Here is a 26,274-nt window from a genome sequence, read left to right as displayed (position 1 = left end):
AGGCGCCGCGCAAAAGTTGGGCTACGATAGCACAAGGGTTGTATGCGAGTAGCGCTGCCAAGTGCTTGCCTGGCTTGGCTTTGCGCGCGCTGGCGTGGCGCGTTGTCGCGCCTTTTAGCACACATGGAGGTGTGATGAGTATTCGTGATTGGCCGGCGGCCGAGCGGCCGCGGGAAAAACTTCTGGCTCAGGGTGCCGTCACCTTGACCGACGCCGAACTGTTGGCGATTTTCCTGCGTACCGGGGTGGCCGGGCAGAGTGCGGTCGACCTGGCGCGGCATCTCTTGGGTGATTTCGGTAGCCTGCGCGCCCTGTTGCAGGCTGATCTGCCGTCGTTCAGCCAGCGCCTGGGGCTGGGGCCGGCCAAATTCGCCCAGTTGCAGGCGGTGCTGGAGATGGCACGACGACACCTGGCCGAGCAATTGCGCCGCGATTCGGCGCTGGAAAGCCCGCAGGCCGTGCGTGATTACCTGAAAGCTCTGTTACGCCATGAGCCTCACGAGGTGTTTGGCTGCCTGTTTCTCGATGCCAAGCACCGCGTGCTGGCGTTCGAAGCGCTGTTTCACGGCTCCATCGACAGTGCCAGTGTCTATCCCCGGCAGGTGGTCAAACGCGCGTTAGCGCATAACGCGGCGGCGTTGATCCTGACCCACAACCATCCATCCGGTGTCGCCGAGCCCAGTCAGGTGGATCGGGTGCTGACCCGCCGCCTGAAAGAAGCGCTGGAGCTGGTGGACGTGCGCGTACTCGACCACTTTATCGTCGGCGACGGTGAGCCGCTGTCGATGGCCGAGTACGGTTGGCTCTAAGGCTTCAGGCGCACTTTGGAAAAGTCCTGGCGACCGAACGGACTGACCTGGTAACCCTCGACCTGTTTGCGCGTCAGCGCATAGGCGGTCGGGTGGGCCAGTGGTAGCCACAGCGCCTGCTGCTGGATGATCTGCTGCGCTTCTTTATATATCTGACTGCGCTGAGTCTGGTCGCTGGTGCTTTTGCCATCGGCGATCAGCTTGTCCAGTTGCGGGTCGCAATAACGGGCGAAGTTCAGCCCGGACTCAAGCGAGGCGCAGGCAAATTGCGGGGTGAGGAAGTTGTCCGGATCACCGTTGTCACCGGCCCAGCCCATAAACAGCAGGTCGTGCTCGCCGGCCTTGGCGCGGCGAATCAGCTCGCCCCACTCGATCACACGGATTTCCGCCTTGATGCCGACCTTGGCGAGGTCTGCCTGCAGCAGTTGTGCGCCCAGGCTCGGGTTGGGGTTGAGCACGCTGCCGGTAGGGCGAGTCCAGATGGTGGTGGTGAAACCATCGGCCAGACCGGCAGACTTCAGCAGTTCGCGGGCTTTCTCCGGGTTGTGCGGGTATCCAGGCAGCTCGCTGGCGTAGCTCCAGGTATTCGGCGGGTAGGGGCCGTTAGCGGCCTCGGCGCTGTTCTCGAATACCGCTTTCAGGTAGCTGGCTTTGTCGAAGGCCAGGTTGATTGCCTGGCGCACGGCGGGCTGGTCCAGCGGCGGGTGCTGGCTGTTGATGCCGACGAATGCGGTCATAAAGGCAGCGGTATGCGCGCTCTGTAGATTGCTATCGCCGCTGATCGACTGCACGTCCTGCGGTTTCGGCGACAGGGCGATATGGCATTCGCCGCGGCGCAACTTCTGCAGGCGCACGTTGGCGTCCGGGGTGATGGCGAACACCAGGTTGTCCACCGCAGGCTTGCCCGCGAAGTAGTTCGGGTTGGCGCTGTAGCGCACGCTGGCGTCCTTCTGGAAACGCTTGAAGACGAACGGCCCGCTGCCAATCGGCTGGCTGTTGAGCGCTTGCGGGGTGCCGGCCGCCAGCAGTTGCGCGGCGTATTCGGCGGAATAAACAGAAGCGAAGCCCATGCTCAGGGTGGCGAGGAAGGTCGCATCCGCGCGGTTAAGGCTAAAGCGCAGGCTGTGTTCGCCGGTCTTGTCGATGCTTTTGATCAGGCTCGGCAGCTGCATCGACTGGGCGTGTGGATAGCCACTGGGGGCGACCTTGTGCCAGGGGTGGGTCGGGTCGAGCATGCGCTGAAAGCTGAATAGCACGTCATCGGCATTCAGCGGGCGGCTGGGGCTGAAATAGTCGGTTTGGTGGAACTGCACGTCCGGGCGCAGGGTGAAGCTGTAGCTCAGGCCATCCGGGCTGACCTCCCAGGCCTGTGCCAGGCTCGGCTGCAATGTGCCGCTGACAGCATCGAAATCCACCAGGCGGTTCATTAATACGTCAGCCGAGGCGTTGGTGGTGGTCAGCGAGTTGTACTGCACCACGTCGAAACCATCCGGGCTGGCTTCTGTACAGACGCTGAGCGTGCTGGCCTGGGCCAGAATCGGAGCAAGTAGCGGGGCGAGCAATAACGGTAGGGCGGCAAGACGCATGGCAAACTCCTGAACAGGATGGTGCGCGGGCGAGGGTCTTACCCTAGGCCATAATCCGGCGGCAGAGCAATCTGTCTTGGCGACGAGTGGTCGATCTGCGCTATTGCCGCTACCTGCTGGCCTGGGCGCTGGAATTGCGAGTTGGTCTTTGCCGGGTAAAGTACGTTTAACCTTGTTGCGCTGGGGGGTTTCTGGTATAAAGCAGCGCTCTTTTGTAGGGGCCCGGTTCTTGCGCTTTCAGGTACGGCCGGTAAGACCCTCGAGATACGCGGCGTTAAGCGCCAAGATTGAATATTAGCGGCCAACCCATGCCGGGTTGGGCATGTGGTTTTAGAGGGCTGAGGCATGTCGAGAGTCTGTCAAGTTACCGGTAAGGGTCCGGTAACCGGGAATAACATTTCCCACGCAAACAACAAAACCCGTCGTCGTTTCCTGCCGAACCTGCAGCATCATCGCTTCTGGGTCGAGTCTGAGAACCGTTTCGTACGTCTGCGCGTTTCTGCCAAAGGCATGCGTTGCATCGACAAGCGTGGTATTGACGTAGTTCTGTCCGAGCTGCGTGCTCGCGGCGAAAAGGTTTAAGGGGAAAGTCATGCGTGAATTGATCCGTTTGATCTCGAGTGCCGGTACTGGTCACTTCTACACTACCGACAAAAACAAGCGCACCACTCCGGACAAAATCGAAATCAAAAAATTCGATCCGGTTGTGCGTAAGCACGTGATCTACAAGGAAGGTAAGATCAAGTAATTGATCTGGCTCCTTGCCGAAAAAGCCCGCCTATATGGCGGGCTTTTTCTTGCCCGGCATTCAGCTCAGGCAGCTTGGCGTCAGAGGTGAGTGAGGTGCTTGGATTTCGCATTGTCCGCAACTGGTCGCTGGAGTCACAGGCAATAAAAAGCCCGCGCAAGGCGGGCGAAGGGTGACGCATGAATAGCGATCAGTGGCTGGCTTGCTCGAAGATCACATAGACCTTGCGACAGGGTTCCAGCACTTCCCAGGTGCCGGAGAAACCGGCCGGGATCACGAAGCGGTCGCCGGCACGTAGGGTCTTGGCGTTGCCGTCCTTGTCGCGCAGCACCGAGACACCCTGCAAAATCTCGCAGTATTCGTGTTCGGTGTAGTTGATGGTCCAGTGGCCGATGTCGCCTTCCCAGATCCCTGCATTGAACTGCCCACACGGGCTGCCGTAGTGGTTGCGCACACTTTGCTCGGGGTCACCCTTGAGGACTTTTTCCGCCGCTGGGCGATAGTGCTCCGGGGCGGTGGTGGCGGTGGCGAAGTCGACGATCTTTTCGATGTTCATAAGCATGTCCGGTAGGGATTGAGCGCCTGTTAAGGCCAGGCTTGTTGTCGGTTGGGGTGACGATTTCGGCAGTCTATGTTTAATAAAGCACACATAACAAGGCGGGTTTGCCAGTTTTTGTAAAAAATATTGGAAGTGTGCAGGGCTCTAGTTTAGTGTTGCCGACAGGATTGGGCCGTAAGGTCCCATGCAGAATAATTGACAGCGCGTGCGGCCGACCTGCGGCGCTTTACTAGCGATAGAGGATGTAGCAATGACTAGCCTGACTCGTGCCGACTGGGAGCAGCGCGCTAAGAACCTGAAGATCGAAGGCCGTGCCTTTGTTCATGGCGAGTACCGCGCCGCTGTCTCCGGGGCCACCTTTGAGTGCATCAGCCCGGTCGACGGACGCCTGCTCGGCCTGGTAGCCAGCTGTGACCTGGCCGATGCCGAGTTGGCCGTCGCGGATGCCCGCGCCACCTTCGAGTCTGGCGTCTGGTCGCGTATGGCACCGGCGCAGCGCAAGCGCATCATGATCCGTTTTGCCGACCTGATGGATCAGCACGCTGAAGAGTTGGCCCTTCTGGAAACCCTAGACATGGGCAAGCCGATCAGCGACGCGCTGGGTGTCGACGTGCCAGGTGCCTCGCGGGCGATTCGCTGGAGTGGTGAAGCGGTCGACAAGATCTACGATGAAGTGGCGGCTACTCCGCACGACGAGCTGGGCCTGGTGACCCGCGAACCGGTGGGCGTGGTGGCGGCCATCGTGCCGTGGAACTTCCCGATGATCATGACCGCCTGGAAGCTCGGTCCGGCCCTTGCCACCGGCAACTCGGTGATCGTCAAACCATCCGAGAAATCCCCACTGACCGCTCTGCGCATGGCCCAGCTCGCGCTGGATGCCGGCATTCCGGCGGGCGTGCTCAACGTGCTGCCGGGTTACGGTCATACCGTTGGCAAGGCGCTGGCGCTGCATATGGATGTCGACACCCTGGTGTTCACCGGTTCGACCAAGATCGCCAAGCAGCTGATGATCTACGCTGGCGAATCGAACATGAAGCGCGTCTGGCTGGAGGCCGGCGGCAAGAGCGCGAATATCGTCTTCGCCGATGCGCCGGACCTCAAGGCCGCAGCCGAGGCTGCTGCTGCAGCGATCTGCTTCAACCAGGGCGAGATGTGCACCGCTGGCTCGCGTCTGCTGGTAGAGCGTTCGATCAAAGATAAATTCATGCCGATGGTGCTGGAAGCCATGCAGGACTGGAAAGCCGGTCACGCCCTGGACCCGGACACCAAGGTCGGCGCGCTGGTCGATGCGGGTCACCTGAATGCCGTGCTTGGCTATATCGATGCCGGCCACAAGGATCAGGCCAAGCTGCTCTGCGGCGGCAAGCGCACCCTGGAAGAAACGGGTGGCCAGTATGTTGAGCCGACCATCTTCGATGACGCACACAACGCCATGCGCATCGCGCAGGAAGAAATCTTCGGCCCGGTGCTGACGGTGATTCCGTTCGACAGCACTGAAGAAGCTATCGCGATTGCCAACGACAGCATCTATGGCCTGGCGGCCGCCATCTGGACCAGCAACCTGTCCAAGGCGCACCTGGCCGCCAAGGCGCTGCGCGTCGGCAGCATGTGGGTCAACCAGTACGACGGTGGTGACATGACCGCGCCGTTCGGTGGCTTCAAGCAGTCGGGCAATGGCCGCGACAAGTCCCTGCATGCCTTCGACAAGTACACCGAGATCAAGGCGACCTGGATCAAGCTGTAACGCTACCGGGACGACCTCCGGGCCGTCGGCCATGCTGCGTGGCGTCCTCGCTTTTAATGCTCACGTACTGCAGTACGCTGCGCTTAAAAGCTCCGGGACGCCTGATTCGCTGGCGCTCATCCTGCGGGCCAGCCTGCGGCTGTTACTCCCGCTGGTCGTTGGTCCTGGCCTTAGTCCCGTAGCTCTGACGGGGTTGGCTCCATTAAATCCATTTGCGGCCGGGTTCCTATGGAGTCCGGCCGTTTTGCATCTGTGCAGCGGGTGCCACGCGGGCCAGGGAATGGAGTGAAAAAATGAATTGGATGACCTATTTCGCCGTCAGCGCGGCGGTGGTGATCGTCGGGTTGGCGCTGGGCGTGACGCTGCCGCTGGTGTCGTTTCGCCTTGAAGCCTGGGGTTATGGCCCCTTTGCCATTGGCGTGATGGCGGGCATGCCGGCGATTGGCGTGCTGGTCGGGGCGCGTCTCACTGGGCACATGGCCGGCTGGTTCGGCACGCCGCAGACCCTGCGCCTGTGCCTGCTGGCCAGTGCGGCGTCGGTTGCGCTGCTGAGCGTGATGCCGAGCTATCCGCTGTGGCTGCTGCTGCGTCTGCTGATTGGCATCTCCTTGACCGTGGTGTTTGTGCTCGGCGAAAGCTGGATCAATCAGCTGGTCGAGGACCGTCTGCGCGGCCGTCTGGTGGCGCTGTATGGCACCGGCTTTGCGCTCAGCCAGCTGTGCGGGCCGCTGCTGCTCACCCTGCTAGGCACGGAAAGTGATCGCGGCTTCTGGTGTTCCGCCGCGCTGCTGGTGGGTGGCAGCTTGCTGCTATTGGGTCGCGATGGCGCGCCTGAGGTCGATGCGCAAAGTGCTTCCGGGCGCGGCATTCTGGCGTTCTGCCGCACTTCGCCGGCAATTGCCTGGGCCGTGGTGCTGTTTGCCGGATTCGAAGCCATGGTGCTGACGTTGTTGCCGGTGTATCTGGTGCGCGAAGGCTTTGCCCAGCAAATGGCGTTGATCATGGTCAGCGTGGTGGTGGTCGGTGATGCGGCGCTGCAGTTGCCGATTGGCTGGATGGCCGACCGCGTACCTCGGCAGACGCTGTTCCGTTGCTGTGGGGTGGTGCTGTTGCTGTCGAGCCTGAGCATTCCCGCATTGCTGCACACGCCGCTGATCTGGGTGGTGCTGGTGCTGTTCGGTGCCAGTGCGGGCGGTCTGTATACCTTGTCGCTGATTCTGGTCGGGCAGCGTTACCGCGACGACGCCCTGGTGCGCGCCAACTCGCATATCGCCCTGCTCTGGGGCGCGGGCTGTCTGCTTGGGCCGCTGTCGACCGGTGCGGCGAGCCAGTGGGTCAGCGGCCATGCGCTGCCGATCCTGATGGCGATTGGCGCGGCGCTGTTTGTCTGGTTGGCGTTTCAGCGCGGTGCATTCAGCGAGGTGGCGGCCATCAAGGCGTGACCGCACCCTCTGCGCTGTTGTGTACGAGTTGTTGCTCGGCGAGCAGCGCGGCCACGCATTCGCCGACCTGGCGAATCGCCTGTTCAAGCGCTGGGCTGGGTTGGCTGGCGTAGTTGATGCGCAGGCAATTGCGGTATTTGCCGGCGGCGGAAAAGATGCTGCCGGGCGCGATCTGGATGTTGTGTGGCAGCAGTGCGCGGTTCAGGCGCTGGCTGTCAAAACCCTGCGGTAGCTCCAGCCATAGCATAAAGCCGCCCTGGGGCCGGCTGACCCGCGTGCCTGCGGGGAAATAGCGGCTGACCCAGTCGATCATGCAGTCGCGATTGCGCGCGTACTGGCTGCGCATGCGGCGTAGGTGCGGTTCGTAATGACCGCTGGCGATAAATTCGGCCAGGGCCAGTTGTGGCAGCTGCGCGGCCATGCCGGTGCTCATGTATTTAAGGTGCAGCACCTGTTGCAGGTAGCGGCCCGGGGCAATCCAGCCGGCCCGCAGGCCGGGCGCCAGGGTCTTGGAAAACGAGCTGCAGAACAGCACGCGACCGTCCTCGTCGAATGATTTGATGCTGCGCGGGCGTGGGTAGCTGTAGGCCAGCTCGCCGTAGACGTCATCCTCGATAATCGCCACGTCATAGCGCTGCGCCAGGGCCAGCAGGGCGCGCTTGTTGGCCTCCGGCATGATGTAGCCGAGCGGGTTGTTGCAGTTGGGGGTGAGCTGGATGGCCTTGATTGGCCATTGCTCCAGGGCGAGTTCCAATGCCTCCAGGCTGATGCCGGTGAGCGGGTCGGTGGGCAGCTCCAGGGCCTTCATGCCGTAGCCCTTGAGTGCCTGCATCACGCCATGAAAGCTCGGTGAATCCACGGCCACGATGTCGCCCGGCGCGCACACCGCGCGAATGGCCACGGACAGGGCTTCGTGGCAGCCGGTGGTGGTGACGATCTCTTCAATGGCGATCTGGCAGCCGGAGTCGAGCATCAGCCGCGACAGTTGTGCGCGCAGGCCAGGGTCACCATACAGGCTGCCATAGCTCAGCTCCTTGACCTCCTGGCGGCGGCTCATGCGCGACAGGGTGCGCAGCAGCGGTTTCAGGGTTGGGCTGCTGATATCCGGCATGCCACGCCCCAGTTGCAGCACATCACCGCCTGGCGGCCGGCTGATCAGTTCCAGTACCTGGTCCCACTGGGAAATATCCACCGGTCGCTGGGCGGCGCGGCTGACCATCGGCAGCGCCGGCTGCTGGCGCGCTTGGGGCACAAAGTAGCCGGACTTGGGCTTGGGCGTGGCCAGGCCCTGATCCTCCAGGTGGCGATAGGCCTGCTGCACGGTGCTCAGGCTGACACCATGTTCCAGGCTGAGGGCGCGCACGGAGGGCAGGCGATCACCGGGGCGATACAGGCCCTGCTCGATACGGGCACCGAGCAATTCGGCTAGGTTGACGTAAAGCGTCATAACAGTTGCCTCGCAATTTCTCTTTGTGCTGCGCCAAGACAGTACAGATAGACGATAAATCCACCATTCAGAGTCTGGTTTCGGAAATCTGTATGGATTTAAAAGTATATTTTTGAATCTGTCATGCTTTTCTCGTGTCGCTCATCATGTTCTCCCATCAGGCTTACGAGCAGGAGAGCAGGCGATGAACGGGTTGAGTGATGTCAGGCTGACAATGAAAGCAGGCGAGCTGCAGCAAGAGGCCCCTGGCGGGCATCTGTATGTTCAGGTGGGGGCGGCGAAGCCAGCTGTACGCCGCTGGAACGCATTCTGGCTGCGCCTGACCACTCGTCGGGCGCTGCTGAGGCTGACTGACGAGCAGCTCAATGATATCGGCCTGAGCCGCGAGCAGGCCCTACGCGAGGCGCTGCTGCCGTTCTGGAAGCTGTGAGGGGGCGCGCAGCAGGCCTTGGCGGCCTGCTGCATGGGGCGATCAGACCAGTTCTTTCATCCGGTGCCAGAGCATGCCCAGGGCGAGCAGCGGCGAGCGCAGGTGTTTGCCGCCGGGGAAGGTCATGTGCGGCACCTTGGCGAACAGGTCGAAACCGCTGCTGGCCTGGCCGGCGATGGCCTCGCCGAGCAGTTTGCCGGCCAGGTGCGTGGCATTTACGCCGTGGCCCGAGTAGGCCTGGGCGTAATACACGTTGGGCTGTTCCTTGAGACGGCCGATCTGCGGCAGGCGGTTGGCACCGATGCCGATCATGCCGCCCCACTGGTAGTCGATTTTCACGTCTTTCAGGTGCGGGAAGACTTCCAGCATTTTAGGCCGCATATAGCCGGCGATGTCCGCCGGATCGCGACCGGAATAGTGGCAGGCACCGCCGAACAGCAGGCGGCGGTCGGCAGAAAGGCGGTAGTAATCCAGGGCCACGCGCTGGTCGCACAAGGCCATATTCTGCGGAATGATCGCCCGCGCTTCGGCTTCGGACAGCGGCTCGGTGGCAATCACGTAGCTGCCGGCGGGCAGTACCTTGCCGCCCAGGTTGCTGTTCAGGCCATTCAGGTACGCGTTGCAGCCGAGCACCAGGGTAGCGGCGCGCACCACGCCCTGGGCGGTGTGTACCTTGACCTCACTGCCGTAGTCGATGCGCGTTACTGCCGAGTTCTCGAACAGCTGCACGCCCAGGCTCTGCGCAGCCGCAGCTTCGCCGAGTGCCAGGTTAAGCGGGTGCAGGTGGCCGGAGCCCATGTCGATCATGCCGCCGACGTAGCGCTTGGAGCCGACCACTTCGTGCATCTGCTCCGGTTGCAGCAGGCGCATTTCATGGCGATAACCCAACTGCTTGAGTTCGGCCATGTCTTCGGCGAAGTCGGCGAGGTGGCTGGGTTTGTTGGCCAGGTCGCAGTAGCCCCAGGTCAGGTCGCAGTCGATGTTGAACTGCTCGATGCGCTGGCGGACGATTTCCACCGCTTCCAGGCCCATCAGTTTCAGTTCGCGCACGCCCTGCGCGCCAATCACCGATTCGAACTGCTCCACGCCATGGCCGACGCCGCGAATCAGCTGGCCGCCGTTGCGCCCGCTGGCGCCCCAGCCAATCTTGTGCGCTTCCAGCAGCACCACCGAGAGGCCTTTCTGCGCCAGCTCGATGGCGGTGTTAAGGCCGGAAAAACCACCGCCGACGATGCATACATCGGCGCGCAACTCACCGCCCAGGGCGGGGTAGTCGAGTTGGCGATTGGCGCTGGCGGCGTAATAGGAATTGGCGTGCTGGCTGCTGTGAGCCGGCTGGTGAACGCGGGCGTTCATGTGTGGAATCCTGATTATTGTGTTTGGAAAATTTTACGAAGGATAAGCGTGAGATTTGCCAAACGCCAAGAGGCAATCGCGAAATAAGCGGATTTTCGTCGGTTAGCCCTGGCACTTGCCGCGATTCAACCCTGGGCGCGGTTACTATGCCGGCCTGTGTTTCAGGATCACGCCGATGAGTTGCACCAGCCGCAAGATCGACCAGCTGCGTTTGCAGATTCCCAGCTTCGCCTGTGTACCGGGTTGCCACGATTGCTGCGGGCCGGTCACCGCGTCATCCGAGGAAATGGCGCGGCTGCCGGTAAAGAGTGATGCCGAGCATGATGCCGCGCTGGCCGAGTACAACTGCGTACACCTCGGCCCGCAAGGGTGCACGGTGTATGACCAACGCCCGCTGATCTGCCGCCTGTTTGGCACCACGCCGAGCCTGCCGTGCCCTCGCGGCCAGGGCCCGGAGCAGATGATTGAACCGGCGGTGGCAAAGCAGGTGCATCAGTTGATTGCGACTACCCGCCAAGTTCTAGTCTGACTGCTAGTCAGCAATCGGCAGGCTCAGGCTTTCTTTCACTTCCTCCATCACGATGTAGCTCTTCGACTCGCGTACGTGCGGCAGCTTGAGCAGGATGTCGCCGAGCAGCTTGCGGTAGCTGGCCATTTCGTTGATCCGCGCCTTCACCAGGTAGTCGAAGTCGCCGGACACCAGGTGGCATTCGAGCACGTGCGGCAGCTTGAGCACCGCGCGGCGGAACTCCTCAAAGGTATCGCCGGACTTGTAGTCCAGGCTGATCTCGACAAACACCAACAGGCTGGCCTTGAGCTGCTGCGGGTTGAGCCGGGCGTGGTAGCCAATGATGATCCCTTCGCGCTCCAGGCGGCGTACGCGCTCGGTGCAGGGTGTGGTCGACAGGCCGACCCGCTCACCCAGCTCGGTAAAGCTGATGCGCCCGTCTTCCTGCAGGATGCGCAGGATATTGCGGTCGATCTTGTCCAGCTCACGGCGGCTCTGATGTTGGGTGCGCACGGTGGATACCCCTCTGTAGAAGGCGATTTTGCCAAGAATTGTCGCCAAATATAGCTATTTATATAGTGAAAAGCACTGCTGATCTCTTCCTATACTGCGCTCAATTGTGATCTCAGGAATTATCCGTCGCGCATTGTCGCGGCGAGGAGAGCGGCATGCGGGTTTTAGTTCTCGGTAGCGGTGTGATTGGTACAGCCAGTGCGTATTACCTGGCGCGTCAGGGCTTTGAAGTGGTGGTGGTTGACCGGCAGCACGCCCCGGCCATGGAAACCAGCTTCGCCAACGCCGGCCAGGTGTCCCCTGGCTACGCCTCGCCGTGGGCTGCGCCGGGCGTGCCGCTGAAAGCCATCAAGTGGCTGCTGCAAAAGCACGCGCCGCTGGCGATCAAGGCCACTGCCGATATCGACCAGTACCTGTGGATGGCGCAGATGCTGCGCAACTGCACCGCCAGCCGTTACGCGGTGAACAAGGAGCGCATGGTGCGTCTGTCCGAGTACAGCCGCGACTGCCTCGACGAGCTGCGTGCGGAAACCGGCATCGCCTATGAAGGCCGCAGCCTGGGCACCACCCAGCTGTTCCGCACCCAGGCGCAATTGGATAACGCGGCGAAAGACATTGCCGTACTCAAGCAGTCCGGCGTGCCCTATGAGCTGCTCGACCGCGCCGGCATCGCCCGCGTTGAGCCGGCCCTGGCTGCAGTCACCGACAAACTGGCCGGCGCGCTGCGTCTACCGAATGACCAGACCGGCGACTGTCAGCTATTCACCAGCAAACTGGCCGAGATGGCCAAGGCGTTGGGTGTGGAATTCCGCTTCGGCCAGAACATCCAGCGTATCGACGCCGTGGGTGATCGGGTCAATGGCGTGTGGATCGACGGCAAGCTGGAAACTGCCGACCGCTACGTGCTGGCCCTCGGCAGCTTTAGCCCGCAATTGCTCAAGCCGCTGGGTATCAAAGCACCGGTGTACCCACTCAAGGGCTATTCGCTGACCGTACCGATCACCAATGCGGCGATGGCGCCGACTTCGACCATCCTCGATGAAACCTACAAAGTGGCGATCACCCGTTTCGACAACCGCATCCGCGTGGGCGGCATGGCCGAGATCGCCGGTTTCGACCTGAGCCTCAATCCGCGTCGCCGCGAAACCCTGGAAATGATTACCGCCGACCTCTACCCGCAGGGCGGCGATCTGCGCCAGGCCGAATTCTGGACCGGCCTGCGTCCGGCCACTCCGGATGGCACGCCGATTGTTGGCGCCACCGGCTTGCGCAATTTGTTCCTCAACACCGGTCACGGCACACTGGGCTGGACCATGGCCTGCGGCTCCGGTCGCCTGCTTGCCGATCTGATGGCGAAAAAGCGCCCGCAGATCAGCGCCGAAGGCCTGGATATTTCCCGTTACAGCCGTTTCCAGGAGAGTCATAAGCATGTCAGTACAGCGCCTGCACACTGAAAGTCGTTACAGCGAAATCGTCATCCATAACGGCACGGTCTACCTGGCCGGGCAACTGGCGGACGACTACAGCGGCGACATCGTGCAGCAAACCCGCGAAACCCTGGCCAACACCGACCGCATGCTGGCCGAGGCCGGCAGCGACAAGTCGAAGATCCTCTCCGTGACCATCTACTTGAAGGACATGGACCGCGATTACGCCGGGCTTAATCAGGTTTGGGATGCCTGGGTCGCGCCAGGCGCGGCGCCTGCACGGGCCTGTGTCGAGGCGAAGATGTACAAGCCTGAGGTGCTGGTGGAAATGATGATCGTGGCCGCCCTGTAAATCGGCCCGTCCCGTTTGCGATAAGTGTTTGCCCGGCCATCACCCCGGGCTTTTTTATAGCCTGAAAACTGCTGATAGCCGAGAACATCATGCGTCCTGCCCGTGCTCTGATCGACCTGCAAGCCTTGCGTCACAACTACCAACTGGCCCGCGAGGTCAGCGGCGCGCGCGCGCTGGCGGTGATCAAGGCGGATGCCTACGGCCATGGCGCGGTGCGTTGTGCTCAGGCGTTGCAGGAGCAGGCCGATGGTTTTGCCGTGGCCTGCATCGAGGAAGCGCTGCAGCTGCGCGAGGCCGGCATTAGCGGGCCAATTCTGTTGCTGGAAGGGTTCTTCGAGGCCGACGAGTTGCCGCTGATCGAGCAGCACGACCTCTGGTGTGTCGTGCATTCACTGTGGCAGCTGGAAGCGATTGAGCGCAGCGCTGTGCGCGGCCCGCTGACGGTCTGGCTGAAGATGGACAGCGGCATGCACCGCGTCGGCCTGCACCCGGCCGATTATCAGGCGGCCTACCAGCGCCTGCTGGCCAGTGGCAAGGTGGCGAAGATTGTTCTGATGAGTCACTTCGCCCGTGCCGACGAGCTGGATTGCCCGCGCAGTGCTGAACAGTTGGCGGTTTTTCAGCAGGCGCGCCAGGGCATTGTCGCCGAGGTCAGCCTGCGCAACTCGCCTGCCGTATTGGGCTGGCCGAGCGTGCCGAGCGACTGGGTGCGCCCTGGCATCATGCTTTACGGCGCCACCCCGTTCGAGCAGGCACAGGCCGTGGCCGCGCGGCTGCAACCGGTAATGACCCTGGAATCGAAGATCATCAGCGTGCGCGAACTGCCGGCCGGCGAGCCGGTGGGCTATGGCGCGCGCTTTGTCAGCGAGCGGCCAACCCGCGTCGGTGTGGTCGCCATGGGCTATGCCGACGGCTATCCGCGTCACGCGCCTACCGGCACACCCGTGGCGGTGGACGGCCAACTGACCCGCCTGATCGGCCGCGTGTCGATGGACATGCTCACTGTCGACCTGACCGATCTGCCACAAGCGGGCCAGGGCAGTCGCGTTGAGCTCTGGGGCAAACAGGTGCTGGCCAGCGATGTTGCCACCCAGGCCGGCAGCATTCCCTACCAGCTTTTCTGCAACCTGCGAAGGGTGCCGCTGCTCTACCTCGGGCACTAACAGCCACGCTGTAGACGAGTTTGAACGCGAGTGTTGTAAATTCTGAACGCTATGCCATGATACGGCGACTTTTCCGTATCACTCCCAAGGGGGACTCCAGCATTGGACGTCGGTGTACGCCTGCAATCCATTCGCAAACTCAAAGGCCTTTCCCAGCGTGAACTCGCCAAACGGGCGGGCGTCACCAACAGCACCATTTCGATGATCGAGAAGAACAGCGTAAGCCCTTCGATCAGCTCGTTGAAAAAGGTGTTGGCGGGTATTCCCATGTCACTGGTGGAGTTCTTCTCCCTGGACGTGGAGCAGGATAGCCAGGCCCAGGTGGTCTATCGCGCCGCCGAACTCACCGATATCTGCAGCGGGGCCATCACCATGAAGCTGGTGGGCAAGGCGCATCCGAGCCGAGCTATTTCCTTTCTTGATGAAACCTACCCCAGCGGCACCGACACCGGCGACGAAATGTACGCCCACGAAGGTGAAGAGGCCGGCATGCTGGTCGAGGGCAAGCTGGAGCTGACCGTGGGTGACGAGGTGTTTATCCTTGAGCCAGGTGACAGCTACTATTTCGAGAGCAGCAAGCCGCACCGTTTCCGTAATCCGTTCGAGCAGCCAGCGCGTCTTATCAGTGCCACTACGCCGGCCAATTTCTAAGAACCTGCTTACGATCTGCTGCGCGTCGGCCCTGCGGCGTTAAAAACAGGGCCTAGCTCGCGAGATCGAAAACAGGTTCTACCGGGCCTGTCTGCTGAAACACAAATAACCCTGCGACAATATGGGTTGTTTCGGCGGCAGCGGCTTGCCGTTATACTGTCGCCCGCTCGCGAAACCGTGGCCGCGAGCGTGACTAGCCACGAAGAGGGTGTACCGTGAACCTGATTAAAAAGCTCCTGGTAGCACCGGCTACCGTATTGGCCCTGTGGGCAGTGACTGCTCAAGCCACGACCGACGAAGCCATTGCCGAGCGACTGAAGCCGGTCGGCCAAGTCTGTGTGATGGGCGAAGAATGCAAGGGCGTGGGCGCTGTAGCAGCCACAACCGGCGGCGCTGCGCGTACTGCCGATGACATCATTGCCAAGCACTGCGGTGCCTGCCATACCCCAGGTATTCTGGGTGCGCCGAAAATTGGCGACGCTGCAGCCTGGAAAGCCCGTGCTGATGCAGAGGGTGGTCTTGACGGCATCCTGGCCAAGGCGATTTCCGGTATCAACGCCATGCCGCCAAAAGGTACCTGCGCTGATTGCTCGGACGACGAGCTGCGTGAAGCGATTCAGAAGATGTCTGGCCTGTAATACGCCTGACGCTGCTGTAAAAAAGCCGCCTATTCAGGCGGCTTTTTTGTGCCGACGTTTTATCGGTATTCCAGCCAGTCGGCGCAGATGTGGGCGCATCAGCAGTGCCAGCAGGCTAAACGTAGCGAATAGCGCCAGCGGGCCTTGCAGCAGATACCAGGCGCTTGAACCGAGTTTTTCGCTAAGCCTGACCGAGATAAGTGAGATGAGTATTGGGGCTAGCATGCCTGTCAGCCATTGCCACTCTGGGCGTTTCAGGCTGAAGGCATAGGCCGCCAGAAACAGACCGCCCAGCAGCGCATTAGCGGCTAGCAGAGGCAGTGAGGGTGGGGCCGTCGCCAGGCTCACAGTCAGCAGGCCGAGCAAAGCGCCGGCAATCCAGGGCATCTTGTCTAGGGTCTTGGCAGCATGCTTGCGCACGTGCTTAGTCGCCTTTTGGTAATCACGATCCATGTGTGTGCCTGATCTAATCAATAAAACTGACCTGACCATCGGCTAGTGAGCCGATGCGCGCCAGTGACTCGACCCGATAGCCCTGCGCATCCAGTTCGGCGCGGCCGCGCTGGAAGGACTTTTCGATGACCACGCCGATCCCGGCGATGCTGGCGCCAGCCTGGCCGATCAGGTCGATCAGGGCGCGGGCGGCATGACCGTTGGCCAGGAAGTCGTCGATCAGCAGCACATGGTCGTGGGCGCCCAGGTGCTTGGCCGAGATGGCCAGGGTGCTTTCAGTCTGCTTGGTGAAGGAAAACACCTTGGAGATGTACAGGTCGTCCTTGAGCGTCAGCGACTGGTACTTGCGCGCGAAGATCACCGGCACGCCCAGCTCCAGGCCGGCCATCACCGCCGGGGCAATGCCCGAGGCTTCAATGGTGACGATCTTGGTGATGCCCTGGCCGGCGAAGCGCTGGGCGAATTCGTTGCCGATCTGCTGCATCAGTGCCGGGTCGATCTGGTGATTGAGAAAGGCATCGACCTTGAGTACATGCTCCGAGAGCACGGTGCCTTCATCGCGAATTTTCTGTTTCAGCGCTTCCACGCGGTTACCCTCGTCGTTCTTTCTGATGCCCGGTCTGCGCCGGGATGTAATGGTGCAGCGTAGCGCGGATGAAGGAGCTGACGAAATACGTCTGTCTGCGCCCGCGCACCGTTGCCGGTTATTTCTTCAGCATCGCGCGCATATTGGCCAGGGCCGAGTTGCCGGTGGCGGCCTTGACCTCCGGTGCAGCGTCTTCCAGGCCTTCCCAGACCAGATCCTCTGGCGGCAATTCATCAAGGAAACGGCTCGGTGAGCAGTCGATGATTTCGCCGTACTGTTTGCGCTTGGCGGCGAAAGTCATGGTCAGGTTGCGTTTGGCGCGGGTGATGCCAACGTAGGCCAGGCGCCGCTCTTCCTCGACCGTATCGGCTTCGATGCTGGAGCGGTGGGGAAGGATTTCCTCCTCCACACCGAGGATATACACCGACGGGTACTCCAGACCCTTGGAGGCGTGCAGGGTCATCATCTGCACGCCTTCGGCGCCTTCTTCCTCTTCCTGCTGACGTTCGAGCATGTCGCGCAACACCAGTTTGCCGATGGCGTCCTCGATGGTCATTTCGCCGTCTTCGTCGCGCTCAAGGGTGTTCTTCAGCGCCTCGACGAGGAACCAGACGTTGCCCATGCGCGCCTCGGCGACCTTGTCGCTGGAAGCGTTCTGGCGAAGCCAGTTCTCGTAGTCGATGTCCATCACCATGCTGCGGATCGCGGCAATCGGGTCGTTCTGCGCGCATTCCTGGCGCACCCGGTCCATCCATTGGGTGAAACGTGCCAGGCGCTCGGTGTAGCGCGCATCCAGTTGCTCGCCGAGGCCGATTTCGCCGGCGGCGGCGTACATGCTGATCTTGCGGCTGGTGGCGTAGTTGCCGAGCTTTTCCAGGGTGGTCGAGCCGATTTCGCGGCGTGGCACGTTGATCACGCGCAGGAAGGCGTTGTCATCGTCCGGGTTGACCAGCAGGCGGAAGTAGCTCATCAGGTCCTTCACCTCCTGGCGGGCGAAGAAGCTGGTGCCGCCCGACAGGCGATAGGGAATCTGATGGTGCTGCAGTTTCAGCTCCATCAGCTTGGCCTGGTAGTTGCCGCGATAGAGGATGGCGTAATCGCTGTAGGGGCGCTGGGTGCGCAGGTGCTCGGTGAGGATTTCCAGGGCCACCCGTTCGCACTCGGCGTCTTCGTTACGGCAGCGGATCACGCGGATCTCATCGCCCATGCCCATCTCGCTCCACAGCTGTTTCTCGAAGGCATGCGGGTTGTTGGCAATGAGGATGTTGGCGCACTTGAGGATGCGGCTGGTGGAGCGGTAGTTCTGCTCCAGCATCACCACCTTGAGCGAGGGGTAATCCTCTTTCAGCAGCATCAGGTTTTCCGGACGCGCGCCGCGCCAGGCGTAGATCGACTGGTCGTCGTCGCCGACCACGGTGAACTGGTTGCGCATACCCACCAGCAGCTTCACCAGCAGATATTGGCTGGCGTTGGTGTCCTGGTATTCGTCGACCAGCAGGTAGCGGATGCGGTTCTGCCATTTTTCCAGGATGTCGGCGTGCTCCTGAAACAGCATCACCGGCAGCAGGATCAGGTCGTTGAAGTCCACTGCGTTGTACGCGCGCAGGGTGCGCTGGTAGTGCAGGTAGACGATGGCGGCGGTCTGCTCCTTAGGGTTACGCGCGTTAGCCAGTGCCTGCTCGGGCAGGATCAGGTCGTTCTTCCAGCTGTCGATGTAGTTCTTGATCTCATCCGCACCATCATCACCGGCATATTCCTTCTGCATGATGTCGGTGAGTAGCGCCTTGATATCGCCGTCATCGAAGATCGAGAAACCCGGCTTGTAGCCCAGGCGCGCGTATTCCTTGCGGATGATGTTCATGCCCAGGTTGTGGAAGGTCGACACGGTCAGGCCGCGGGCTTCGGGGCCCTTGAGCAGGCTGCTGACGCGCTCCTTCATCTCGCGCGCGGCCTTGTTGGTAAAGGTCATGGCGACAATGTGGCGGGCCTGGATGCCGCAGTTCTGTACCAGGTGGGCGATCTTGCGGGTAATCACGCTGGTCTTGCCGGAGCCTGCACCGGCGAGCACCAAAAGTGGGCCGCCGACATAGTTCACGGCTTCCTGCTGCCGGGGGTTCAGTCGGGACATGGGAGCAATCGTCAGGGGGAATGGGCGCGCATTTTAACAGGCCTGGCGCTTTCTGCCGTGACCATCTGAAAGTGTGTTGCAGTGCACATAATGGCAAACAGCCAGGCTTGGTTAATTTTCCTAATCCAGTACTCTGGTGCCACTTTCGGGTCCTTGCCATGCCGCAGGGCGCGCCACTGACACAAGGATGTGCGTGATTAGACGTCGATTACGACGCATCCGAGCGGGTTCAATGCTCTTTATTTGTGCAGTGGGGGAAGTTGTTTGTCCGCGTTCGTCGAACCATTACGGTTGCTTTTGCTGGCGGAAACGCCAGGCTGGGCGCAGTTGCTGCGCGAGCGCCTGAGTGCGCTCGGCAGTGGTTATGCGCTGATTACCGCACCGTCCTGGGAGGCAGCCAGCGCGCTGTTCGATAAACCCAGTAACGCCCTGCTCCTGACCACCGCGAAATACCTGCCTGCCTCCGGGCGCTGTTCCCTACCCATTGTCCTGCTGCTGGATGCCGAGCCTGAAGCCGAGCCTGAGGGCGTGTGCGACTGGCTGGTGCGCGACCAGCTCAGCGCCGAAGTGTTGCGCCGTTGCCTGCGCTATGCGCGCGAGCAGGGCAACCTGAAAGATACCCTGCACCGCCTGGCCGAACAGGATGCCCTCACCGGTATCGCCAACCGCCAGGGCTTTCAGACATTGCTGGCCGCGCGCCTGGCTGAATACGAAGGCCGCGGTTTGACCCTCGGCCATCTCGATCTGGACAACTTTCGTCACGCCAACGATGCCCTTGGCTATCAGGGTGGCGACAGCCTGATTCTGCAGGTGGTGGCGCGGATCAAGGCGCAGCTGCAGGCTGGCGACCAGGTGGCGCGGCTGGGCAGCGATGAATTTGCCTTGCTGCTCGACAGCCGCCGCGACCCGCAACGCGCCGAACGGCTGGCCGCGCAGATTACCGAAGCCCTGGGCGAGCCCTACTGGATTGATGGCGAAAGCCTGTTGATCGGTTGCAGCCTGGGCCTGGCCCACTCCCGTGCCGAGGGCAGCGCCGATCCGCTGATGTGGCACGCGCATATCGCCATGCAACAGGCCAAGAGTCAGCAGGGCTGCACCTTTCATATCTATGACGAGCGGATCAACCGCAGCGCACGCAACCAGGCCGACCTAGAAAGCGAGTTGCGCCGCGCCCTGCGCCGCGACGAGCTGGAGCTGCATTACCAGCCGCGTCTGTGCCTGCAGACCGGGCGCATCGTCGGCCTGGAAGCGCTGGTGCGCTGGCGCCACAGTGAGCATGGCCTGCTGTCGCCCAACGAATTCGTGCCGCTGGCCGAAGAGAGCGGGCTGATCGTGCCGCTCGGCTACTGGGTGATCAGTCGCGCGCTGCGTGATATGCAGTGGCTGCGCGGACGTGGCCTGCCGGCGCTGCATATGGCGATCAATCTGTCATTTCGCCAGTTTCAGGACAGCCAGCTGCTGCCGACCCTCAGTCGCCTGATCGAAGAGCGCGGCGTCGATGCGCAGTGGCTGGAATTCGAGTTGACCGAAACCGCCGTAATGCGCCGCAGTGATCAGGTGCAGCAGACCATGCTGGCCCTCGGTCGCCTCGGCGTGCGTTTCTCGCTGGACGACTTCGGCACTGGTTTCTCTTCTTTCGTGCACCTGAACAACCTGCCGATCACCCTACTGAAGATCGACAAGAGCTTTGTCGGCGGCATGGGCGAGCGCGCGGAGAACCGTCAGCTGGTGCGGGCGATGATCAACCTGGCGCACAACCTCAACCTGCAGGTGGTGGGCGAGGGTGTGGAAAACGCCGAACAGCTGGCGCTGCTGCGTCAATACGGCTGCGATCAGGTTCAGGGCTACCTGATCAGCAAGGCTTTGCCGCTCAACGAACTGGCGCGCTTTCTGGTGTTTGGCATGCGCCAGCCGTTGTTTGGTCTGAGCAACAGCTGAGCTACTCGCTGATGGAAAAAGGCCCGCACTTGCTGCGGGCCTTTTTTAAGGCTTTACTGCGCGGCATTGGCCTGGCGCTGCGCCAGTTTCTGCTGGCGGTAGCTGATAGCTGCTGGCGGCACGGCGGTGACCTTGCCGGTTTCCAGCCAGCGCTTGAGGCGGTTGGCGTCGGCCATGTGGGTGTATTTGCCGAAGGCATCCAGTACCACGAACGCCACCGGACGGTTATTCATCACGGTATTCATCACCAGGCAGCGGCCGGCTTCGCCGGTATAGCCGGTTTTGCTCAGTTGCACGCTCCAGCCGGGTTTGCGCACCAGGTTGTTGGTGTTGCGAAAGCCCAGGGTGTAGTTGGGTTTGCGGAACGCCTGGGTCTTTTCCGAGGTGGTGCTGAACTGGTTGATCAGCGGGTACTGGCGCGCGGCTTTGAGCATTAGCACCAGGTCGCGGGCGCTGGAGACGTTGTGCTCCGACAGGCCGGTGGGCTCGACAAAGCGCGAATGCTTCATGCCCAGGGCGCGGGCCTTGGCATTCATCGCCGCGACAAAGGCCGCGTGGCCACCCGGATAGTGGTGCGCCAGGCTAGCTGCCGCGCGGTTTTCCGAGGCCATCAGGGCCAACAGCAGCATGTCGCGGCGGCTCAGCTCGCTGCCCACGCGCACGCGGGAGAACACACCGCGCATGTCATGGGTGTCGCGAATCATGATCGGCAGCTGCTGATCCAGCGGCAGCTTGGCGTCGATGGTGACCATGGCGGTCATCAGCTTGGTCACCGAGGCAATCGGCACCACGCTGTCGGCGTTGCGCTCGTAGAGCACCTGATTGGTTTGCAGATCGACCAGCAGCGCGCTGCCGGCGGCCAGGTCCTGTTGTTTGGCGGGTGCAGCCTGGGTGTTCGATGCAACTACAACGCAGCTGCAAATCAGCAGCAGGCTTACTATCGATTGGCGGATTTTCACGGGGCGCTTCACGGGCAGGTTGAAGGGGATGCAGCGGCGCTCAGTATACGGAAATCTGCGTCCGGGCTTGAGCGGTGCGCGCTTAAATCGTCATGGCGGCGCGTTATAGTGCGAGCGTTCTTAATGCCGCGAGTGCCCTATGTCCGAGTCGTCTACGCGTACAGCACCGCCCGCCGTCGGCCTGGGCGAGGCCTTCTGGTTTTGGCTGAAACTGGGGCTGATCAGCTTCGGCGGGCCAGCTGGGCAGATCGCGATCATGCATCAGGAGTTGGTGGAGAAGCGCCGCTGGCTGTCCGAGCGGCGTTTTCTGCATGCGCTGAACTACTGCATGCTGCTGCCGGGGCCGGAGGCGCAGCAGCTGGCCACCTATATCGGCTGGCTGCTGCACCGCACCTGGGGTGGGGTGATTGCCGGGGTGCTGTTTGTGCTGCCGTCGCTGTTTATCCTGATCGGCCTGTCCTGGCTGTATATCGCCTTCGGTGATGTGCCGCTGGTGGCGGGGATTTTCTACGGGATCAAACCGGCGGTCACCGCCATCGTCATGCAGGCGGCCTGGCGCATCGGCTCACGGGCGCTGAAGAACAACTGGCTGTGGGGTATTGCCGGGGCGTCTTTTGTCGCCATCTTTGCCTTCAATCTGCCGTTTCCGTTGATCGTGCTTGGCGCGGCGCTGCTCGGCTACCTCGGTGGCCGCCTACTGCCGCAGCAGTTCAGCCTGGGCGGCGGACATGCGCAACAGGGCAAATCCTATGGCCCGGCGCTGATCGATGATGACAGCCCGCCGCTGGCGCATACGCGCTTTCGCGCATCACGCCTGGCGCTGCTGCTGGTGGTGGGAGCGCTGCTTTGGTTGCTGCCGATGGGCCTGCTGACCTGGCTGTTCGGCTGGGACGGCACGCTGACGCAGATGGCCTGGTTCTTTACCAAGGCGGCGCTGCTGACCTTTGGCGGCGCCTATGCGGTGCTGCCTTATGTCTACCAGGGCGCCATTGGCCATTACGGCTGGCTGACCCCGACGCAGATGATCGACGGCCTGGCGCTAGGGGAAGCCACGCCGGGGCCGCTGATCATGGTGGTGGCGTTCGTGGCGTTTGTCGGGGCTTATCTGCAGCCGGTGTTCGGCGGCGATTCGGGTTTTGTCAGTGGTGCGCTGGCGGCAGCGCTGGTCACCTGGTTCACCTTTTTACCGTCCTTTCTGTTCATCCTCGCCGGCGGGCCGCTGGTGGAATCCACCCACGGCGAGCTGAAATTCACCGCACCCCTGACCGCGATTACTGCGGCAGTGGTGGGGGTGATCCTTAATCTGGCGCTGTTCTTTGCCTATCACGTGTTCTGGCCGCAGGGTTTTACCGGCACTTTCGACTGGCCGTCGGCGCTATTGGCCGTGGGCGCGGCGCTGGCTCTGCTGCACTTCAAACGTGGGGTGATGGAGGTGCTGCTGGTGTCGGCGTTGGCCGGGCTGGCGGTGTATCTGCTGCGTTGAAGTCGCGCGCCCACTGCCGAGGCAACGGGCGCGCTGTTTGTTAGAGAAACCAGCGGTATTCCCGCGCACTGACTTCCTGCATAAAAGCCAGGTGGTCCTGGCGCTTGTTCTCGCAGTAGACCATCACGAATTCCTCGCCCAGTCCCTGATTGACCACCGGATGATCGCGCATGGCGCTGACCGCGCCGAGCATGTCCTGAGGGAAGTCGATGCCGCTCTGGCGGTTTTCGTTGAGCGGCGCAATCGGCTCTTTACCCGCATCCAGGCCGTGCTCCATACCGGTGAGGATTGCGGCCAGCACCAGATAGGGGTTGGCGTCGGCGCCGGCCAGGCGGTGTTCGATGCGCAGGTTCTTGCCGTCCGATTCGGGAATGCGGATGCACGCATCGCGGTCCTCATACCCCCAACTGGCACGGCTGGCGGCGTTGACCATGGCGCCGTAGCGGCGGAAGGCGTTGTGGTTAGCGGCGAAGATCGGCATGCAGTGCGGCAGCAGCTCCAGGCAACCGGCCACGGCGTGGCGCAGCGGGCGCTGGTTGTCGCCGTCGAGCAGGTTGTTGCCGGTCGCGTCGTACAGACTGACGTGCACGTGCATGCCGCTGCCCGGCGCGTGCAAATAAGGCTTGCTCATAAAGCTGGCGCGCTGGCCGTGCTTGAGCGCCACACCACGGGTGCTGCGACAGAACAGGGCGGCCCAGTCGGCGGCGCGTAGGCCGTCGTCGCAATGGCCAAAGTTGATCTCGAACTGGCCGGGGCCGAGTTCGGCGGTGATCACGTTGGCGTCCACGCCCTGCTCATTAGCGGCGTCGACGATCTCGTGCAGCACATCGGCAAAACGCGACAGGCGTTCGATATGCATATTCGGCTGGTCATCGGCATCGCCGCACAGCGGGTCGCGGGGGAACTGCGGCAGGCCGTCCTGCAGCTTGCGATCAAACAGGTAGAACTCCAGCTCGAACGCCACCACCGGGCGGATACCGCGTGCGGCCAGGCGCTTGAGCACGCGGGCGAGCACTTCGCGCGGTTCGAACTCGATCGGTGCGGCGGTGCCGTCGGAGCTGATCAGCATCTGCCCCAGCGGCTGGCTTTCCCAGCGCACCGGCTTGAGCGTGCCGGGGATCAGCCGGCGCGGTGCATCCGGGTCGCCGTCATTGAAACAGTAATCGCCAATCGGGTGCAGGCCGCCCTGCACGCCGAGCAGCACGCAGTTCTGCGGGATTTTCAGCGGGCTGCCGGCGGCGACCTTCTCGAGCATGTCGATGGGGTAGCGCTTACCGTAGAAATGCCCGGGAATATCCAGGCTGATCAGGTCGACATAGCGTACTTCGGGGTGGGCGCTACGAAAGGCACGGACTTCGCTGAGCAGGTCGGGGAATGCTGTTGTTATTGTCATGGCGGCTATCTGCGCGGGTCAGGTGAAGACCCAGAGCACTCGTGTGGGGGAATCGGAAAGGTTGGCGTAGCGAAACTGCGCGTGCGGCGGTAACTGGAAGCTGTCGTTCGGGCCGAGGGTGACTGGCTCTGCGGCGTCGCCGTACCAGATGGTCAGCTCGCCTTCGAGGACAAAGCCGCCTTGTTCGGAGCTGTCGTTCAAGTGCCCGTCGCCGCTGGTGGCGCCCGGGTCCAAACGGCTTTCGAGCATGGAGAAGCCGCCAGCCATGGTCGGTGAGGCCAGTACATCGGTGATGCCACCGGCGTAATACAGGGTGCGGCGCTCGCCGGGACGGGTGACCCAGGGCACGTCGCGCGGCTTGCTCAGGCTGTAGAAATAGGTGGTCGGCACGCCGAGGGTTTCGCTGATCGCGGTGAGGTCAGCCACGGTTGGGCGCGACAGGCCGCGCTCGACCTGGGAGAGAAAGCCCACGGAACGGTCGATGCGCGCGGCCAGCTCACCCAGGGTGAGGTTCTTGTGCTTGCGCAGGTCGCGGATCAGGATCGCCAGACCTTCGACTTCTTCCTGCATATCCATAGGCACCTTCCTTAAATCACATCGCGCAGGCGATACCAGGCCTTGCCGACGGCTTCGATCGGCGCCGCCAGCAGATCACCGCCGGGGAAGCGTGGGTTGCTCAGGCCCTGGTACAGCTCAAGCAGGTCGGTGTCACCGAGGATCGCGTCGCTGACTGCGCGGGCGGCAGCCAAGGTCGGCAGGATGCCGTGGCCGGAGAAGCCCTGCAGCCAGTACTTCTGCCCGCTGCGGCCGACATCCGGGGTGCGCTGCATGGTGCAGTCGATATGCCCGCCCCAGCCGTAGTCGATCTGTACGCCGCGTAGTTGCGGGAAGACCCGCTCCAGATAAGGCCGGGTGGCCGCCGGCACGTCCGCCGGGATGCCGCCAAGGTAGGTGCAGCCGCCGCCGAACAGCAGGCGGTTGTCCGGGGTGACGCGGAAATAGTCGGGCACGAACTGGTTGTCGATGGCGCAGGTGCCGCGCGGGAACAGCGAGCGCGCCAGCTCCGGGTCCAGTGGCGCAGTGGCGACCTGGTAGGAACCGACCGGCAGCAGGCGTTTCGACAGTTGCGGATCGAGCTTGTCGATATAGGCATTGCAGGCCAGTACCAGCACGTCGCTGCGCACCTCGCCGTGCTCAGTACGCGCTACATAGCCTTCGGCGGTTTCGTGGTATTCGAGCGCCTTGCTCTGCTCGAAGATTTTGCCGCCAGCCTTCTCGATGGCATCGGCCAGGCCCTGGGCGAGTTTCAGCGGGTTGAGGTGCGCGGCGCCGCTGTCATGCAGGGCGGCCAGGTAGCGTGGGCTGGCGATCCACTGCGGCAATTCTTCCTTGGGGATAAAGCTCAGCTGCGTATAGCCGTACTTCTGCTCGGCTTCTTCCAGGCTGTCCTGCAACTGGCGCATACGGCGCGGCAGCACGGCGGTATAGATCGCGCCGGTGCGGTAATCGATATCGAAGTTGTGCCGCTCGGGCAGTTCACGCATTTCCTCGGCGGCCCAGACCATGCTGTCCCACAGGCGCCGGGCGCGCTCCAGGCCTAATGCCTTCTCAAATGGCGGCATATCGCACGACCAACCCGGTAGCGCCTGACCGCCGTTGCGTCCGGAGGCGGCCCAGGCCAGGCGACTGGCCTCCAGCAGCACCACTTTTTTACCCGCCAGGGCCAGGCGCAGCGCCGTGTGCAGGCCGCTGAAACCACCGCCGATAATCAGCACATCGCATCGCAACGCTTCCTGCAGGCGCGGGCGCAGCGGGATGGCGCCGGGGTAGGTGCCGGCGTAGTAGGTGCCGATGTGCTGGGCGGATTGTTTGAACATGGCGCGCCTCATGAAATTCTATTTAAATAATTTCATGAAAATCTACGCGATAAATTTCACAAAGCCAAGCGCGAAGGCTTCTGG

General features: G+C 62.2%; 26 protein-coding genes. 14 read left to right on the top strand and 12 right to left on the bottom strand.

Going from position 1 to position 26,274, the window contains the following annotated elements; translation table 11 throughout:
- Positions 1–134: 134 nt before the first annotated feature.
- Positions 135–809, top strand: a complete 675-nt coding sequence (gene radC / locus RHP75_RS20070) for a RadC family protein (protein ID WP_311089744.1) — start codon at positions 135–137, stop codon at positions 807–809.
- Here the strand turns inward: radC and RHP75_RS20065 are convergent.
- On the bottom strand, positions 806–2,395 hold the full coding sequence (locus tag RHP75_RS20065) for an ABC transporter substrate-binding protein (RefSeq protein ID WP_311089743.1): 1,590 nt from the start codon (positions 2,393–2,395) through the stop codon (positions 806–808). The two genes, radC and RHP75_RS20065, sit on opposite strands and share 4 nt — an antisense overlap.
- Before the next feature lie 345 nt (positions 2,396–2,740).
- Here RHP75_RS20065 and rpmB point away from each other — a divergent pair, with 345 nt between their 5' ends.
- Together rpmB and rpmG are read left to right on the top strand one after the other, a co-directional pair.
- Positions 2,741–2,977 (top strand): 50S ribosomal protein L28, encoded by a 237-nt coding sequence (gene rpmB / locus RHP75_RS20060; protein WP_090240685.1) that lies wholly within the window; start codon positions 2,741–2,743, stop codon positions 2,975–2,977.
- Between the two features lie 10 nt (positions 2,978–2,987).
- On the top strand, positions 2,988–3,143 hold the full coding sequence (gene rpmG, locus RHP75_RS20055; protein ID WP_007894709.1) for a 50S ribosomal protein L33: 156 nt from the start codon (positions 2,988–2,990) through the stop codon (positions 3,141–3,143).
- Between the two features lie 190 nt (positions 3,144–3,333).
- Here rpmG and RHP75_RS20050 read toward each other — a convergent pair whose 3' ends face one another.
- The gene (locus RHP75_RS20050) at positions 3,334–3,699 is read right to left on the bottom strand and encodes a cupin domain-containing protein (RefSeq protein WP_311089742.1); all 366 of its coding nucleotides are present in this window, start codon (positions 3,697–3,699) and stop codon (positions 3,334–3,336) included.
- Between the two features lie 253 nt (positions 3,700–3,952).
- Between RHP75_RS20050 and RHP75_RS20045 the strand changes: the two genes are divergently transcribed.
- A complete protein-coding gene (locus RHP75_RS20045) occupies positions 3,953–5,446 on the top strand; it encodes an aldehyde dehydrogenase (RefSeq protein WP_311089741.1) in 1,494 nt (497 codons plus the stop codon).
- 293 nt (positions 5,447–5,739) lie between these two features.
- Complete coding sequence (locus tag RHP75_RS20040) at positions 5,740–6,888, top strand: MFS transporter (protein ID WP_311089740.1); 1,149 nt, start codon at positions 5,740–5,742, stop codon at positions 6,886–6,888.
- Here the strand turns inward: RHP75_RS20040 and RHP75_RS20035 are convergent.
- Positions 6,878–8,335, bottom strand: a complete 1,458-nt coding sequence (locus RHP75_RS20035; RefSeq protein ID WP_311089739.1) for a PLP-dependent aminotransferase family protein — start codon at positions 8,333–8,335, stop codon at positions 6,878–6,880. The genes RHP75_RS20040 and RHP75_RS20035 overlap by 11 nt on opposite strands.
- Before the next feature lie 184 nt (positions 8,336–8,519).
- Here RHP75_RS20035 and RHP75_RS20030 point away from each other — a divergent pair, with 184 nt between their 5' ends.
- Positions 8,520–8,765: a DUF1127 domain-containing protein gene (locus RHP75_RS20030; RefSeq protein ID WP_311089738.1), complete on the top strand. Its 246-nt coding sequence runs from the start codon at positions 8,520–8,522 to the stop codon at positions 8,763–8,765.
- Between the two features lie 42 nt (positions 8,766–8,807).
- Here the strand turns inward: RHP75_RS20030 and RHP75_RS20025 are convergent, their stop codons facing one another.
- Positions 8,808–10,121: an FAD-binding oxidoreductase gene (locus RHP75_RS20025; protein WP_311089737.1), complete on the bottom strand. Its 1,314-nt coding sequence runs from the start codon at positions 10,119–10,121 to the stop codon at positions 8,808–8,810.
- Between the two features lie 175 nt (positions 10,122–10,296).
- On the opposite strand from RHP75_RS20025, the gene RHP75_RS20020 reads away from it, so the two are divergent.
- Complete coding sequence (locus tag RHP75_RS20020) at positions 10,297–10,650, top strand: YkgJ family cysteine cluster protein (RefSeq protein WP_311089736.1); 354 nt, start codon at positions 10,297–10,299, stop codon at positions 10,648–10,650.
- A 3-nt stretch (positions 10,651–10,653) separates the two neighbouring features.
- Here RHP75_RS20020 and RHP75_RS20015 read toward each other — a convergent pair whose 3' ends face one another.
- Positions 10,654–11,142 carry an Lrp/AsnC ligand binding domain-containing protein gene (locus RHP75_RS20015; RefSeq protein WP_311089735.1) on the bottom strand — a complete coding sequence of 163 codons (489 nt, stop codon included), beginning with the start codon at positions 11,140–11,142 and terminating at the stop codon, positions 10,654–10,656.
- 155 nt (positions 11,143–11,297) lie between these two features.
- Between RHP75_RS20015 and dadA the strand changes: the two genes are divergently transcribed.
- The 5 genes from dadA (at position 11,298) to RHP75_RS19990 (ending at position 15,373) form a co-directional block, all read left to right on the top strand.
- Entirely contained in the window at positions 11,298–12,596 is a 1,299-nt protein-coding gene (gene dadA / locus RHP75_RS20010; protein ID WP_311089734.1) for a D-amino acid dehydrogenase, read from the top strand.
- Positions 12,571–12,921, top strand: coding sequence for a RidA family protein (locus RHP75_RS20005; protein WP_090250506.1), 351 nt, complete (start codon positions 12,571–12,573; stop codon positions 12,919–12,921). The genes dadA and RHP75_RS20005 overlap by 26 nt, the downstream gene beginning before the upstream one ends.
- An 89-nt stretch (positions 12,922–13,010) precedes the next feature.
- Positions 13,011–14,084 carry an alanine racemase gene (gene alr / locus RHP75_RS20000; RefSeq protein WP_311089732.1) on the top strand — a complete coding sequence of 358 codons (1,074 nt, stop codon included), beginning with the start codon at positions 13,011–13,013 and terminating at the stop codon, positions 14,082–14,084.
- Between the two features lie 102 nt (positions 14,085–14,186).
- Positions 14,187–14,735 carry a cupin domain-containing protein gene (locus RHP75_RS19995; RefSeq protein WP_090250501.1) on the top strand — a complete coding sequence of 183 codons (549 nt, stop codon included), beginning with the start codon at positions 14,187–14,189 and terminating at the stop codon, positions 14,733–14,735.
- A 215-nt stretch (positions 14,736–14,950) separates the two neighbouring features.
- Positions 14,951–15,373, top strand: coding sequence for a c-type cytochrome (locus RHP75_RS19990; RefSeq protein WP_311089731.1), 423 nt, complete (start codon positions 14,951–14,953; stop codon positions 15,371–15,373).
- Between the two features lie 33 nt (positions 15,374–15,406).
- Here RHP75_RS19990 and RHP75_RS19985 read toward each other — a convergent pair whose 3' ends face one another.
- From RHP75_RS19985 to rep, 3 genes are all read right to left on the bottom strand, one after another.
- Complete coding sequence (locus RHP75_RS19985) at positions 15,407–15,793, bottom strand: hypothetical protein (protein ID WP_311089730.1); 387 nt, start codon at positions 15,791–15,793, stop codon at positions 15,407–15,409.
- 46 nt (positions 15,794–15,839) lie between these two features.
- Complete coding sequence (locus RHP75_RS19980) at positions 15,840–16,412, bottom strand: xanthine phosphoribosyltransferase (protein WP_311089729.1); 573 nt, start codon at positions 16,410–16,412, stop codon at positions 15,840–15,842.
- A gap of 118 nt (positions 16,413–16,530) precedes the next feature.
- Positions 16,531–18,540, bottom strand: a complete 2,010-nt coding sequence (gene rep / locus RHP75_RS19975) for a DNA helicase Rep (RefSeq protein WP_311089728.1) — start codon at positions 18,538–18,540, stop codon at positions 16,531–16,533.
- Between the two features lie 264 nt (positions 18,541–18,804).
- Here rep and RHP75_RS19970 point away from each other — a divergent pair, with 264 nt between their 5' ends.
- Positions 18,805–20,478 carry a bifunctional diguanylate cyclase/phosphodiesterase gene (locus RHP75_RS19970; protein ID WP_311089727.1) on the top strand — a complete coding sequence of 558 codons (1,674 nt, stop codon included), beginning with the start codon at positions 18,805–18,807 and terminating at the stop codon, positions 20,476–20,478.
- A 53-nt stretch (positions 20,479–20,531) separates the two neighbouring features.
- On the opposite strand, the gene pbpG is transcribed toward RHP75_RS19970, so the two are convergent.
- A complete protein-coding gene (pbpG, locus tag RHP75_RS19965) occupies positions 20,532–21,437 on the bottom strand; it encodes a D-alanyl-D-alanine endopeptidase (protein WP_311089726.1) in 906 nt (301 codons plus the stop codon).
- Between the two features lie 139 nt (positions 21,438–21,576).
- On the opposite strand from pbpG, the gene chrA reads away from it, so the two are divergent.
- Entirely contained in the window at positions 21,577–22,920 is a 1,344-nt protein-coding gene (gene chrA / locus RHP75_RS19960) for a chromate efflux transporter (RefSeq protein ID WP_311089725.1), read from the top strand.
- A gap of 40 nt (positions 22,921–22,960) precedes the next feature.
- On the opposite strand, the gene RHP75_RS19955 is transcribed toward chrA, so the two are convergent.
- From RHP75_RS19955 to RHP75_RS19945, 3 genes are read right to left on the bottom strand one after another with little or no spacing between them, the layout of a single operon-like run.
- Entirely contained in the window at positions 22,961–24,307 is a 1,347-nt protein-coding gene (locus RHP75_RS19955; protein ID WP_311092002.1) for a glutamine synthetase family protein, read from the bottom strand.
- A gap of 24 nt (positions 24,308–24,331) precedes the next feature.
- Entirely contained in the window at positions 24,332–24,889 is a 558-nt protein-coding gene (locus RHP75_RS19950; RefSeq protein WP_160085955.1) for a helix-turn-helix domain-containing protein, read from the bottom strand.
- A gap of 11 nt (positions 24,890–24,900) precedes the next feature.
- Positions 24,901–26,190, bottom strand: a complete 1,290-nt coding sequence (locus RHP75_RS19945) for an FAD-binding oxidoreductase (RefSeq protein ID WP_311089724.1) — start codon at positions 26,188–26,190, stop codon at positions 24,901–24,903.
- Positions 26,191–26,274 lie beyond the last annotated feature (84 nt).

This window comes from Pseudomonas sp. SG20056 (assembly GCF_031764535.1).
In the GTDB taxonomy this organism is placed as follows: Bacteria; Pseudomonadota; Gammaproteobacteria; order Pseudomonadales; family Pseudomonadaceae; genus Aquipseudomonas.
This window is presented reverse-complemented; position numbering and strand designations above follow the sequence as displayed.